This is a genomic window from Halomonas sp. DP8Y7-3 (assembly GCF_019801675.1).
GTDB lineage: Bacteria > Pseudomonadota > Gammaproteobacteria > Pseudomonadales > Halomonadaceae > Halomonas > Halomonas litopenaei_A.
In genome coordinates this window covers 442971-454872 of the sequence record NZ_JAHVIO010000004.1, presented here as the reverse complement: position 1 = coordinate 454872, position 11902 = coordinate 442971, and the positions used below count along the sequence as shown (strand labels likewise).

Below are 11902 nucleotides of genomic sequence, written 5' to 3'. Positions count from 1 at the left end.
TTTATGGTTTGCTCGCGTATCTGATGACCGGAGCCGGGATGTCCCTGGCAAGTGAAGATGCGGCGATGCTTGAAAAAGGCAAATACCTGGCCAAGGCGAGCGACTGCGTGGCTTGCCACACCGCGCCCGGCAAGGAACCCTATGCCGGCGGGTTGGCCTTCGAACTGCCGTTTGGCACGCTGTATTCGCCCAACATCACGCCAGACCGGGAAACCGGTATCGGCGGCTGGAGCGATGAGCAGTTTGTCAAAGCCCTGCAAGAGGGTATTGGCCCGGAGGGCGATCATTACTACCCCGCCTTTCCCTATACGTCGTACACCAAAATGCCGCGCGAGGATATTCTGGCCATCAAGGCCTATCTGTTCAGTCTGGACCCGGTAGAGCAGTCTGCCCCGGAGAACGATATCGCGTTCCCCTTCAATCAGCGCTGGGGGCTGTATTTCTGGAATCTGCTCTTTCTCGACGAAGGCCGCTTTGAGCCCGACCCGGATCGCAGTGAGGACTGGAACCGGGGTGCCTATCTGGTCACAGGCCCCGGACACTGCGGGGAGTGCCATACACCGAGAAATCTGTTTCAGGCCATGGATAGCAGCGAGCGCCTGGCCGGGGCCGACTTGGGAGGCTGGCGTGCGTACAACATCAGCGGTAGCGATTCCCATGGCATTGGCACCTGGACAGAAGAGCAGCTGGTGAACTATTTCAGGCAGGGCTATGCCGAGGGCCTGGGCGTTGCCGGCGGCCCCATGGCAGAGGTCGTCGAGCTGAGCCTGCGGCACCTGAACGACCGGGATCTGCGGGCGATAGCGACCTATCTGAAACAGACCGAGCCACAGGCCACCGGCTTGCCCCGGCCGACGCCCCTGGCAGACACATTGGCGGCGCCGGAGCAGCCCGGGCTGGGCAGCAAGGTGTTTGCCGAGGCCTGTGCCAGCTGTCATCAGTGGAACGGAGAGGGTAACCAGTCGCCGGCTGCGACCCTGGCGGGCCTGAAAACGGTTCACGATCCGAAGGCGCGGAATCTGATGGGTATACTGATGGAAGGCAATCCGGCGTCCTCGCTGCCGGTGAACCACCGGATGCCGGATTTCGGAACCGTTTACAACGATTATGAGCTGTCGGCCCTGGCCACCTTCGTTCTGCAACACTTCGGTGGCCTGGACGCGGAGGTGACACCGGAGCAGATCCGGGAACGTCAGGCTGCGGCCTTGCATTAAACCTACACGGGTATTCCAGGATGTCGGGATTGGTGTCGCTGTTAGAGGCGATCGAGAATCAGGAGCGCGCCGGCGAGGAGTTCGTTCTCGCGACGGTGGTGAAGGTCGAAGGCTCGGCCTACCGGCGGCCGGGCGCGCGTATGCTGATTTCCTCGATGGGACAGTCGGAAGGCACGGTCAGTGGTGGCTGTCTGGAGCAGGATGTCATCCGTAAGGCCTTCTGGCTGACCTCAGATGGGCCGACCGTGCGCAGTTACAGCACGGACGAGGAGGGCGAGGCCAGTGATACCTCCTATCATTTCGCACTAGGGTGTGATGGCAAGGTGCATTTGCTGTTTGAGCGGGTTACTCCCGACATCCAGTCCGATTTGGTGGATATCCTTAAACGTGTGAGAGCCGATATGCAGCAGGCGGTGGTTGCCACCGTCATCGGGGCGCCCGATGATTCCAGGGTTACCATTGGTGAGCGCCTGATACTTGCGCACTCGGGTGAACTGAAGGGCGGCCTGAGGGATGACGCTATCCGGCCGTCTGTTCTTGCCGATATGAAGTCGGTGATGGCGAACGGTCGATCTCGGGTACAAAAATATCGTGGTCCAAACGGCAGCATTGAAGTGTTTATCGAGCTGGTGTCACCACCACAAAAGCTCGTGGTTTTCGGTGCTGGGCATGACGCTCAACCGCTGGCCAAGTTTGCAAAAATGCTGGGCTGGCACGTCACTGTCATCGATGGTCGCGCCACGTTCGCCGTCCCGTCACGGTTTCCTGCGGCTGACGAGGTACGGGTAGTTGAGAGTCATGATTCGCTGTTATCGACAGAAGAGCTCCTTGATAACGCGGCCGTCGTTATCATGACGCATAGTCTTGAGCAGGACAAAAACTGGCTATCGCTGGCCTTGAGAAGCCGCGCCAGTTATGTCGGGCAGTTGGGGCCACGATACCGGACTGAACGCTTGCTGTCCGGGATGGATGAGTGGAATGGGTCGGAAGTGATACGAGAAAAATTGCATTATCCCGTGGGGTTGGATTTGGGGGGAGACACCCCTGAAAGTGTCGCTATGGCGATAGTATCGGAAATCAGTGCCGTTCTGCGTGGGCGCAGTGGCGGCATGCTCATGCACCGAAGTGGCGCAATTCACTAGCCGCTTGAGGGCGCAATCGAGTTGATAGGCCGCCGAATGGCGGTTTGAAGAACATTTTTTTGTCGGGCGAATATACGACCGGTCTAATAAACAGGAGGTCAATAATGAAGGTTTTTTACAAAACGGCTGCCACGGCATCTGGCGGGCGGTCAGGAACGTCCACACTGAATGACGGAAGCTTTTCCGTGCAAATGGTACCGCCTGGTAGCAACGTTACCGGTGTTAATCCTGAACAGTTGTTTGCTCTTGGCTATGCCGCCTGTTTTGACAACGCCATGCAGCTCATGGCGAAGCAACTGAAGGTGGACGCACAAGGGGCCAAAACCTCGATCGAAGTGGGCATAGGCCAACTAACCGAGGGCGGTTACGGCCTTGAAGTCGATATTACAGCTCATTTGCCCGGGATGGCCAGTTCGGACGCCGAGCGATTAATCGAAGCGACGCATGAGCTCTGCCCATACTCTAACGCGATTCGCGGCAACGTGGATGTTCGCCTACACATAGAAACGGAGACAACCGAATAATGAAGAACTTTAACTTCAGAAACCCGACTCGAATATTATTCGGTAAAGGCACCATCGCAGATATTAAAGACCACGTTCCCGCTGATGCGAGAGTTCTTGTTCTATACGGTGGTGGCAGTGCGGAACGGACCGGTGTGCTGGCTCAGGTACGTGATGCACTCTCTGCCCATACGTTTTATGAGTTTGGCGGCATTGAGCCGAACCCACGCTACGCTACAGCGCTGAAAGCAGTTGAAACGATCCGGGAAAAGGATGTGACATTCGTGCTTGCCGTCGGCGGAGGATCCGTCATCGACGCAGCCAAGTTTATTGCAGCGGCTGCAGACTATGACGGTGATCCCTGGGAAATCCTCACGACACGTGGTTCAGTTATCACGAGAGCGATCCCATTCGGCACTGTGCTAACGCTGCCTGCAACCGGATCTGAGATGAACTCAGGCGCAGTGATTACGAATGCTGAAAAAGGCGCTAAGCTTCCATTTAGCAGCCCTCATTGTTATCCCACATTTTCGGTACTCGATCCCGAGGTTACCTACACCCTACCTCCCCGCCAGGTCGCGAATGGCGTGGTAGACGCGTTTGTCCACACAGTTGAGCAGTATCTGACATACCCTGTTTCTGCTTTCGTCCAGGATGGTTTCGCTGAAACTCTGCTGCGTACCTTAATCGAGCTTGGACCCAAGGCACTCGAGACACCGGATGATTACGATACCCGCGCCAACCTGATGTGGACAGCAACGATGGCTTTGAATGGATTGATTGGAGCCGGGGTACCGCAAGACTGGGCCACTCATATGATTGGTCACGAAATTACCGCGCTGAATGATACCGATCACGCTCGCACGCTGGCGATTGTTCTGCCTTCACTTCTGAATGATCAACGTGTCCCGAAACGAGAAAAACTTCTTCAGTATGCCCGTAATGTTTGGGGGATTGTTGATGGCGGTGAGGAGGACCGCATTGATGCTGCCATTGAAGCGACACGGGAATTCTTTCAGCGGATGGGGATAAAAACACAGCTGCGGGATTATGGCATCGCCGAACCCGAAATTGATCAGATTGTCACCGGCCTACAGGAGCATGGCATGACTGCACTCGGGGAATACGGTGTGATTGCTCCTGAAGATGCCCGTCGGATACTCGAAGCAGCACTGTAGGGAGAGCAATCATGACAAACATTGAAACGGTGAACCGAAAGTTCGTGCTTGCGAAACGTCCGAAAGGCGAGCCGACGAAAGACACACTTAAACTTGTCAGAGAGCAGATTCCCTCGGTTGGGAATAATCAGATGCTCTTGCGCACGGAATTCCTGTCTCTTGACCCCTACATGCGGGGCAGGATGAGCGATGCACCCTCCTACGCGGCCCCGGTGGAACTGGGCGAAGTCATGGTCGGCGGAACAGTCGCAAGGGTTGTGTCGTCTCATATCGAGGGCTTCTCGGCGGGAGACTGGGTGTTAAGTGGCAATGGTTGGCAGGACTATTCGCTGTCAGACGGGGAAGGGGTGATTAACCTGGGTTCCTCACCGGCACATCCGTCCTGGGCGTTGGGGGTGCTAGGCATGCCCGGGTTCACTGCCTGGGCCGGATTAACACAGATCGGTCGGCCGCAGTCCGGAGAAACCATAGCGGTGGCTGCAGCAACCGGCCCGGTAGGTGCCACTGTTGGTCAGATCGGTAAGCTCCTTGGGTGCCGCGTAGTTGGTATTGCCGGTACCCCGGAAAAGTGTGCTTATGCGGTCGAAGAGTTGGGGTTTGATGCGTGCCTTGATCACACTTCACCTGACTTCGCAGACCAGCTAACCAACGCGTGTCCGGACGGTGTTGATGTCTATTTCGAGAATGTAGGCGGCAGGGTCCTCGATGCTGTGGTTCCGCTTCTGAATACCAACGCGAGGGTACCGGTATGTGGACTTGTATCGCAGTACAACGCCACCGAACTACCGCAGGGCCCAGACAGGATGAACTGGCTGATGTCGGTGATTCTGCGCAAAAGGCTCAAGGTGCAGGGATTCATTATCTTCGAGGATTTCGGCCATCTCTACCAGGACTTCGCTGAAGTAATGGGTGACTGGGTCGAAGCCGGAAACATCAAGTATCGAGAAGAAATCATTGATGACTTGGAAAATGCCCCCGAGGCATTCATAGGCCTTCTCAGGGGCGAAAATTTTGGTAAACGGGTTATCCGCGTAGGTCGTCGCGCATAACACAGAATCTGTGATTAATTGAGGCAAGCGATGAAGATATTAATGGTACTGACTTCACATGATGAGCTGGGGGATACCGGCGAGAAAACTGGCTTCTGGCTTGAAGAACTGGCTGCGCCCTATTACGCCTTCAAGGACGCGGGAGCGGATATCGTATTGGCGTCGCCCAATGGAGGACAGCCGCCGTTAGACCCGAAAAGCAATGAGCCTGATTTTCAGACGGATGCTACGCATCGTTTTGACGCTGATACCGAAGCCGTCGCAGCCCTGGCTTCAACGGTCAAACTCGCAGACGTGGCGGTTTCCGATTTCGACGCCGTATTCTACCCTGGCGGCCATGGCCCGCTGTGGGATTTGGTTGAGAACTCCGAGTCCATCGCGCTCATCGAAAGCGCAATTCGCGCGGATAAACCCGTGGCTGCAGTTTGTCACGCCCCGGGAGTACTCCAACACGTTAAAGACAACAATGGATTCCCCCTCGTTAGGAATAAGCGGGTGACCGGGTTCACCAATACAGAAGAGGAGGCGGTCGGCCTCACTAACGTAGTTCCCTTCCTCGTGGAGGACATGCTGAAAGAACATGGAGGCAGCTACAGTTGTGGTGATGACTGGCAGTCATATGTGGTTACTGATGGTCTTTTGGTCACCGGGCAAAATCCAGCTTCTTCGGAGGCTGCTGCCCAAGCGTTGTTAACGCTTATAGCATCCAACTAATCTGGACTCAGGGCGTTATTACCCTCGAAAGCTGAACCAAACCAGCGAAGTCGGCCGGGATATGATTCAGGCTGGCCCTTTTCCCTCACCGGGCCCACTTGCCTTTTGGCATCCAAGAGACAAGTGGGCACTCGATAATGTAATCCCTCATGAAAAAGCTACTCATCCTGTCTTTTGGAATGTTCGCTATTGGCACCGGTAGTTTCATTATGGCGGGCCTGCTACCCGAGGTTGCAGAGAGCCTTAATGTCAATGTCGGAACAGCTGCAGGCATGATTGCCGCCTTTGCTGCTGCATATGCATTGATGACACCTATTTCCGCCACGCTACTTGTGAATTTTTCTTACAAGCCAATTCTGATCTTTGGTATGGCTGTCCTGGCTGTAGGGCATATCCTATCTGCAGCATCTTCTGATCTTGAACTGATAATTGCTGGCCGAGCCTTGGCGGGCTTTGGTTGTGCCTTGTATATGCCAATTGCCGGAGCTGCAGCCACCGCAATAGTTGCACAGGAATACTGGGCGCGTTCATTATCCTTGATAACAGCCGGGCTGAGTGCCTCGACCGCTATTGGGGCGCCATTGGGAATTGCCCTCTCAACGAGTTTTGGTGACTGGCGGCTTGGTATGTGGTTCGTTGCCATCCTGGCCAGTTTGGCAGCTATCGGACTGGTATTTTTACTTGACCCTGCCCTTAAGCCAGTCACAAGAAAGAGACCCTTGGATCTTCTAAAACCGATCAAGAGACTCTCCATTTTGGGAGTCCTGGGAACAACCTTGTTCCTGATGACCGGGTCATACATCGTGCATAGCTACGCCAGTGTTCTTCTTGAGCCCGCCACCGCTGGTAATGGCCAGACTTTGGCTTTATTGATGGCTTGCTGGGGTGTTGCAGCGACTATAGGAACCTTCTCTGCGGGTAGATTAACTGACAAATGGGGCGGCAGGACGGTCATCTTTGCAGGGCTCGGATTACTGGGCCTGGACTTCTTGATTTGGCCATTGCTTTCATCTTCGCCCGTAATGGCGGTGGTGCCCATTGTGGTATGGGGCGCCTTGGCCTGGGGCTGTTTGGTGCCTTTGCAGCACCAACTAGTTAAAACTGCGCCATCCAGTGCGCCGATTGTTCTTGGCCTGAACACATCCGCCATCTATCTGGGAGTTTCGTTCTCCACATTTATTGGAAAGCATGTATACCAAACACTCGGAACCGAATCTCTGAATGTAGTTGCAGCGGGCTTTATAGTTCTTGCCTTCGGGATATACAGCTTTAGTCACCACATCAGTTTGAATGATAAAGCCAATATAACGTGATGATTATTTTGAACGCTTTGAAGTAAAGATTATTCCTGCCACGCGTCACTCCGGCATTGATTTAACAATCCACTCGGTGCCGGCTTGGACTTCCCCACAGTTAAGTGGGCACGCATCGCTAACTCCCAAGCAGGAGAAAACCGATGCCGGAAATGATCACGGGGAAGAAAAACCAGCAGTACAGCACTGAGTTCAAAGTCAAAGCGGTGGAATGGAGCCACCAGGCCCACCGGAGTGTTAAGGGCGTAGCGGAAGCGCTGGATATTCATCCCTTCATGCTGTCACGCTGGCGAAAGGAATACCGTGAGGGAAAGTTCGCCATGAAGCGTGTCAAAAAAGCACCCGCCCAAGCCAAGCAGCAAATCAAAGAGCAGGATGAGATCAACCGCCTGAAGCGCCAGGTCACCGAGCTTCATGAGGAAAACGACATCCTAAAAAAGTTTCAACGTTTTCAGGCCGAGGAACGACGGAAGCGTTCCGGTTCGTCTGGAAACACCGACGGGAACACGGAGTAAAGACGCTGTGCCGCCACCTGAATGTCTCGCGGTCCGGCTACTACGCCTGGGTGAACCGAAAGCCCAGCCAGAGAGTGTCAGAGAACGCCGATCTGCTGCTCAAGATCCGTCGCACCTATAACGCGAGCAACGGCCGGTATGGGAGCCCTCGCGTGTATCAGTCGCTACGACGGGAAGGCATTGAGGTCGGCGAGAACCAGGTGGCTCGCCTGATGCGGGAATGGGGCATGAAGGCGCGTGTCACGCGCGTCTATCGGCAAATGACCAAGCGCCGAGACTCGGCCAAAACACTCCCCAACTACCGACTGGAAGCGCCCAGGCCAGAGGCGACCAATCAGCACTGCAGCAACGATGTCACCTACATCAAGATGGGCCGGAAGTACGTGTTTCTGGCCGTTGTCTTGGATCTGTTCTCCCGTCGCATCGTCAGTTGGCGACTGGGTGAGAATCTGAATGCCGACTTCTCGCGAGCGACCCTGAGAGAGGCTTTCAAGACGCGACAGCCGGCGCTCGGCTTGTTGTTCCATACGGATCGGGGCATCGAGTACCGGGCCCACAAGACGCAAGCGCTTCTGAAGCAGCACCAGGTCCGTCACAGTATGAATGGACCGGGACAGTGCACCGATAATGCTATAGTGGTCAACTAATCCCGGACAGTATTTTAAGTTTTTCCTCAGCAGCAACAGGCGAAATGCCACCATTGAATGCATGAGGTCGTTGCCGGTTGTAGTGTCCTAGCATTTGCCACGCCGGCTCATGCTTTGGGTCATCCGGTAGCGCCAGGGCCTCTGGCGGAACTTACGGCTAGCGTATTGGCTTCCCTGATCCGAATGGAACATGACTTTTTCTGGTCGACCACGCTGTTCCCAGGCGTGATCCAGAGCTTTTACAACCAGATTGGCATCCGGACTGGAGGACATGACCCAGCCAACAACCCGGCGAGCGTACAGATCCAACACGACCGCCAGATAGCTCCACCGCTGGCCACTCCAGATGTAGGTGATATCACCACACCAGACCTGGTTGGGTTGGTCTAACGCAAATTCACGAGCCAGATGGTTTGGGATATCCGGCCGTTCAACAGTGGCCTGTTTGTAGGCGTGAGGGCCTGGTTGTTTGCAGATCAGCCCCAGTTCGTTCATAAGGCGCCGAACCTTGAAGCGGCCAACAGTGATGCCTTCGTCGCTGAGCATGTCCTTAATCGTCCGGCTGCCAGCAGAGCTGCGGCTCTTGGTGAACAAGCGGTTTACCTGAGCCTTCAGGGCCAGACGCTCAACGTCAATGTGGCTCCGCCGGTGGCGGTACTCGTAATAGTTGGAACGACTGACATCAAACGCTTCACAGACCAATTCCGTAGACTCCTGCTCCCTCAATCGGTCTATCAGCGCGTACGATTCATCTCGTCCGACATCAAGAGAGTGGTTAATATGTCCTACTCCCGTTCAGCCGATTACAGCGGGCTTCCAGCTCTTGGATACGGCGTTGCTCCGGGGTTAGGGCCTTGCCCTTCGGGGTGATCCCTTCGCGCTCATCCGTTAGCTGTTGAACCCATCGCCGGAGGGCGCTTTCACCCACTCCCAGGGACGTACTCGCCTGGGCAATGCTGTAACCTTGATCCAGCACCAAGCTGGCTGCTTCCTGCTTGAATTCAGGAGTAAAGGAACGTCGCTTTCTGGTCATCAGACACCTCGTTTATGGTGGCGATCTTACCACCTTCGTTGGTGTCCGGAATCATTGAACCACTGCAAACATCCCATAACTCAACCGCGTGTTGAATGTTCAGTCAGAACTCCGGTGTATTTCCCAGAGCCGCTGCCAGCTTGATAGCCATAGGCGCGGTCAGGGTGCCTTTGTCGTGAACAATCCGACTGAGGGTATTTCTGTGCACACCCATTGCTTCAGCCAGTTCACTGATTTCAATGTTCATCGGCTCCAGGAGCTCGGTGACCAGCATTTGGCCCACGGTCACCGGACGACGTTTTGTAGTTCTCATAACTATAGTCTCCACTAACCCTTGTACGCATGGGAGGCTAGATACGCATCCAAGACGGTACTGTCTTCCCAGCGAAAGATCAGGCGATACTGTTTGTATACCTTGTTTGAACACCATCCAGACAGGTTTACCTGCAATTGCTGTGCGTCAACATCGTTTAAATGAGAACGAACCTGTTTGGAGAGTGATGTTATTATATCTAAGGCTAACATGAAGGTGCTACGAGGCAGCCTCAACAGCTGGATATCACAATTGAAGCGTATGCAGGGTTCCCAGTTTCCCACTTATCCCAGTATTGAAATGGGTGATCAGGAGCCGGTTCTGAAAAAAACACAAATATTTGCGCTTTTATCGCAGTTTTTTTGCACTCCGCATGTGCTCCATGCATGTTTATAAATTATTGTTTTTGTTTGGGTTATTAGATTCTGCATCGGGAAGTGACAGCGCTCGTCAGACCGCATACGCCCTTCTCAAGCCGCTACGGCACAATGCCGGGGGTCGCTGCGTACAGAAGATAGTGAGCGACTCTCTACACTGGAGGGACATGCTGCCCCCTTCAGGAGTCGCTCATGAAAGCGCTAGTCATGTCAGCCGCCCTCGGACTTGCCTGCCTATCGGCCAACGCCTCGGCAGACTGGAACCTGATGGATGACGAATCACGCCTGTGGTTCGGTTCAGTGAAGAATGAAAGCGTCGGTGAAACGCATGTCGTTGACTCGCTAACGGGCAATATCGACGACGACGGCAAGGTGGCTATCGAGGCCACCACCGCCTCTCTCGATAGCGGTATCGATATTCGCGATGAGCGCATGCAAGAGCACCTGTTCCCGACTCCTAGCCTGGCGATCAGCAGCAACCTGGACCCCATGCAGTTTGCGTCGCTGATGCCCGGCAACACGCTCTTGGCCCGGGTACCCGTTAGCGTCACTCTAGGCGCTGCTGGCAGCGACTATGACGCCACAGTGATGGTCGTTCGACTTTCCGAATCGCGCTGGCTGGTCGTCTCCGATCAGCCGATCTGGGTCGACGCCTCCTCACTGGGGCTCGTCCAGGGTATCGCCACCCTTCAAGATATCGCCGGCCTGTCTTCCATCGCGCGGACGTCGCCGGTGGGTTTTCGGCTGCTGTTCGAATCGCCCTAGGCGCGGTTCGCATCCGTCCGGGAGCTGCTGGTGTGGCGCCAGGTAGCAACTCTATGGTGGCTCAGAACCTGGGCCTGGCGCCCTACTCTTCTACCCACCAGTGCTGTTCATGACGAGCCTGAGGTCCCAGCAATGGAAGCCAGGTGTCGATGGCAGCGCCCATGCGCTGGTCGACGCCCCAGGGAGGATTAGCGATCAACATGCCGCTGCCGTACATGCCGTGACGGGATTCGCCAGGAGGGGCCAGGCTGACCTCGCTGCGCCACAGTTTGCGCACACCGCTTGAGCGCAGCTCCTCCAGCATGTCCTGATGACGTCCAGCCGGCAGCAGTGGGTACCACAGCATGATCACGGCATGCCGAACCTTGCCGAGCACATGTACCAGGGTCCTGGCCACCTCCTGGTACTCGGACTTCTGCTCGAAGCTGGGATCCATCAACACACAAAGCCTTGGTGTTTTCACCGGCACCAGGGATTTCAATCCCGCCAGTCCATCACCATGGATGCGTTGGATAAGCGGCAGCGTGTCAGCATCCACCAGCGATTGCTGGGTCAAATGGCCGTGCTCACCCGGGTGCAGCTCAAACAAGCGAAGGCGGTCCTGCTTGCGCAGACGATGCCCCAGCCACCAGGGCGAACCAGGATAGTGGGACAATCCTGTCGACCCTGATTGCAACGAGGCGACAGCATCGAGCCAGGCACTCAACAGCTCCTGCTCTTTCACGTCGCCTTGGTGACGAGATACCCACAGCCGCTGAACACCGGTTTCGTACTCTTTGAGACGTGCCGTTTCAGCGGCAGCGAGAGGATAGCTACCTCGTCCCGCATGCGTATCTACAAACGTAATAGCACTATCTTTACGTAATAAGTGTTCGGTAACACTGTAAAGCCATAAATGCTTGTGAACATCGGCGAAATTGCCGGCATGGTAAGCGTGTTGATAAGAGAGCATGGCATTCCGCCTGGTGTGCATCGCGATGGGGAATCCGCGGTCATCCATCGCAGGATAAAGAGGACTATGATAGCGGGACAATCGCCCAGAGGTCGCGGAAGGCATCTGCCGAATGCCTGACCGCTCCAGCCAACACAAAGGCCCGCGTCCTTTCGGAGCGCGGGCCTTGATGTCGACGGGCCTGGAA

The 11902-nt window shown here is 55.4% G+C and carries 12 protein-coding genes and 2 pseudogenes; 10 read left to right on the top strand and 4 right to left on the bottom strand.

The window, feature by feature from the left end; translation table 11 throughout:
• Nucleotides 1–38: 38 nt before the first annotated feature.
• The 9 genes and pseudogenes from KUV86_RS07240 to KUV86_RS07200 form a co-directional block, all read left to right on the top strand.
• The gene (locus KUV86_RS07240; protein ID WP_222484225.1) at nt 39–1214 is read left to right on the top strand and encodes a cytochrome c; all 1176 of its coding nucleotides are present in this window, start codon (nt 39–41) and stop codon (nt 1212–1214) included.
• Between the two features lie 20 nt (nt 1215–1234).
• Entirely contained in the window at nt 1235–2356 is a 1122-nt protein-coding gene (locus tag KUV86_RS07235; RefSeq protein ID WP_222484224.1) for an XdhC family protein, read from the top strand.
• 104 nt (nt 2357–2460) lie between these two features.
• Nucleotides 2461–2880, top strand: a complete 420-nt coding sequence (locus KUV86_RS07230; RefSeq protein WP_222484223.1) for an organic hydroperoxide resistance protein — start codon at nt 2461–2463, stop codon at nt 2878–2880.
• Complete coding sequence (locus tag KUV86_RS07225) at nt 2880–4037, top strand: iron-containing alcohol dehydrogenase (RefSeq protein ID WP_222180566.1); 1158 nt, start codon at nt 2880–2882, stop codon at nt 4035–4037. Before KUV86_RS07230 ends, KUV86_RS07225 begins: the two co-directional genes overlap by 1 nt.
• 11 nt (nt 4038–4048) lie before the next feature.
• Complete coding sequence (locus KUV86_RS07220) at nt 4049–5086, top strand: NADP-dependent oxidoreductase (RefSeq protein ID WP_222180565.1); 1038 nt, start codon at nt 4049–4051, stop codon at nt 5084–5086.
• Nucleotides 5087–5116: 30 nt separating this feature from the next.
• Complete coding sequence (locus KUV86_RS07215; protein WP_222484222.1) at nt 5117–5800, top strand: type 1 glutamine amidotransferase domain-containing protein; 684 nt, start codon at nt 5117–5119, stop codon at nt 5798–5800.
• Nucleotides 5801–5949: 149 nt separating this feature from the next.
• On the top strand, nt 5950–7113 hold the full coding sequence (locus tag KUV86_RS07210) for an MFS transporter (RefSeq protein WP_110649715.1): 1164 nt from the start codon (nt 5950–5952) through the stop codon (nt 7111–7113).
• Between the two features lie 143 nt (nt 7114–7256).
• Nucleotides 7257–7628 carry a transposase gene (locus KUV86_RS07205; protein WP_162619537.1) on the top strand — a complete coding sequence of 124 codons (372 nt, stop codon included), beginning with the start codon at nt 7257–7259 and terminating at the stop codon, nt 7626–7628.
• Nucleotides 7607–8275 (top strand): annotated as a pseudogene (locus KUV86_RS07200) (IS3 family transposase); the annotation flags it as partial. The gene KUV86_RS07205 and the pseudogene KUV86_RS07200, both read left to right, overlap by 22 nt.
• Here KUV86_RS07200 and KUV86_RS07195 read toward each other — a convergent pair.
• From KUV86_RS07195 to KUV86_RS07185, 3 genes and pseudogenes are all read right to left on the bottom strand, one after another.
• A pseudogene (locus tag KUV86_RS07195) lies at nt 8268–9308 on the bottom strand (IS3 family transposase). The pseudogenes KUV86_RS07200 and KUV86_RS07195 overlap by 8 nt on opposite strands.
• A gap of 103 nt (nt 9309–9411) precedes the next feature.
• Complete coding sequence (locus KUV86_RS07190; protein WP_162619536.1) at nt 9412–9621, bottom strand: HigA family addiction module antitoxin; 210 nt, start codon at nt 9619–9621, stop codon at nt 9412–9414.
• A gap of 14 nt (nt 9622–9635) precedes the next feature.
• Complete coding sequence (locus tag KUV86_RS07185) at nt 9636–9833, bottom strand: type II toxin-antitoxin system RelE/ParE family toxin (RefSeq protein WP_110649713.1); 198 nt, start codon at nt 9831–9833, stop codon at nt 9636–9638.
• A 357-nt stretch (nt 9834–10190) separates the two neighbouring features.
• Between KUV86_RS07185 and KUV86_RS07180 the strand changes: the two genes are divergently transcribed.
• Nucleotides 10191–10763: a YceI family protein gene (locus tag KUV86_RS07180; RefSeq protein WP_222484221.1), complete on the top strand. Its 573-nt coding sequence runs from the start codon at nt 10191–10193 to the stop codon at nt 10761–10763.
• Between the two features lie 82 nt (nt 10764–10845).
• On the opposite strand, the gene KUV86_RS07175 is transcribed toward KUV86_RS07180, so the two are convergent.
• On the bottom strand, nt 10846–11715 hold the full coding sequence (locus tag KUV86_RS07175; protein WP_206942091.1) for a 23S rRNA (adenine(2030)-N(6))-methyltransferase RlmJ: 870 nt from the start codon (nt 11713–11715) through the stop codon (nt 10846–10848).
• Between the last annotated feature and the right edge of the window lie 187 nt (nt 11716–11902).

Coding starts and splice junctions, on each gene's coding strand:
- KUV86_RS07240 (WP_222484225.1), top strand. CDS start 39: ATGTCCCTGGCAAGTGAAGATGCGGCGATGCTTGAAAAAGGCAAATAC.
- KUV86_RS07235 (WP_222484224.1), top strand. CDS start 1,235: ATGTCGGGATTGGTGTCGCTGTTAGAGGCGATCGAGAATCAGGAGCGC.
- KUV86_RS07230 (WP_222484223.1), top strand. CDS start 2,461: ATGAAGGTTTTTTACAAAACGGCTGCCACGGCATCTGGCGGGCGGTCA.
- KUV86_RS07225 (WP_222180566.1), top strand. CDS start 2,880: ATGAAGAACTTTAACTTCAGAAACCCGACTCGAATATTATTCGGTAAA.
- KUV86_RS07220 (WP_222180565.1), top strand. CDS start 4,049: ATGACAAACATTGAAACGGTGAACCGAAAGTTCGTGCTTGCGAAACGT.
- KUV86_RS07215 (WP_222484222.1), top strand. CDS start 5,117: ATGAAGATATTAATGGTACTGACTTCACATGATGAGCTGGGGGATACC.
- KUV86_RS07210 (WP_110649715.1), top strand. CDS start 5,950: ATGAAAAAGCTACTCATCCTGTCTTTTGGAATGTTCGCTATTGGCACC.
- KUV86_RS07205 (WP_162619537.1), top strand. CDS start 7,257: ATGCCGGAAATGATCACGGGGAAGAAAAACCAGCAGTACAGCACTGAG.
- KUV86_RS07190 (WP_162619536.1), bottom strand. CDS start 9,621: ATGAGAACTACAAAACGTCGTCCGGTGACCGTGGGCCAAATGCTGGTC.
- KUV86_RS07185 (WP_110649713.1), bottom strand. CDS start 9,833: ATGTTAGCCTTAGATATAATAACATCACTCTCCAAACAGGTTCGTTCT.
- KUV86_RS07180 (WP_222484221.1), top strand. CDS start 10,191: ATGAAAGCGCTAGTCATGTCAGCCGCCCTCGGACTTGCCTGCCTATCG.
- KUV86_RS07175 (WP_206942091.1), bottom strand. CDS start 11,715: ATGCTCTCTTATCAACACGCTTACCATGCCGGCAATTTCGCCGATGTT.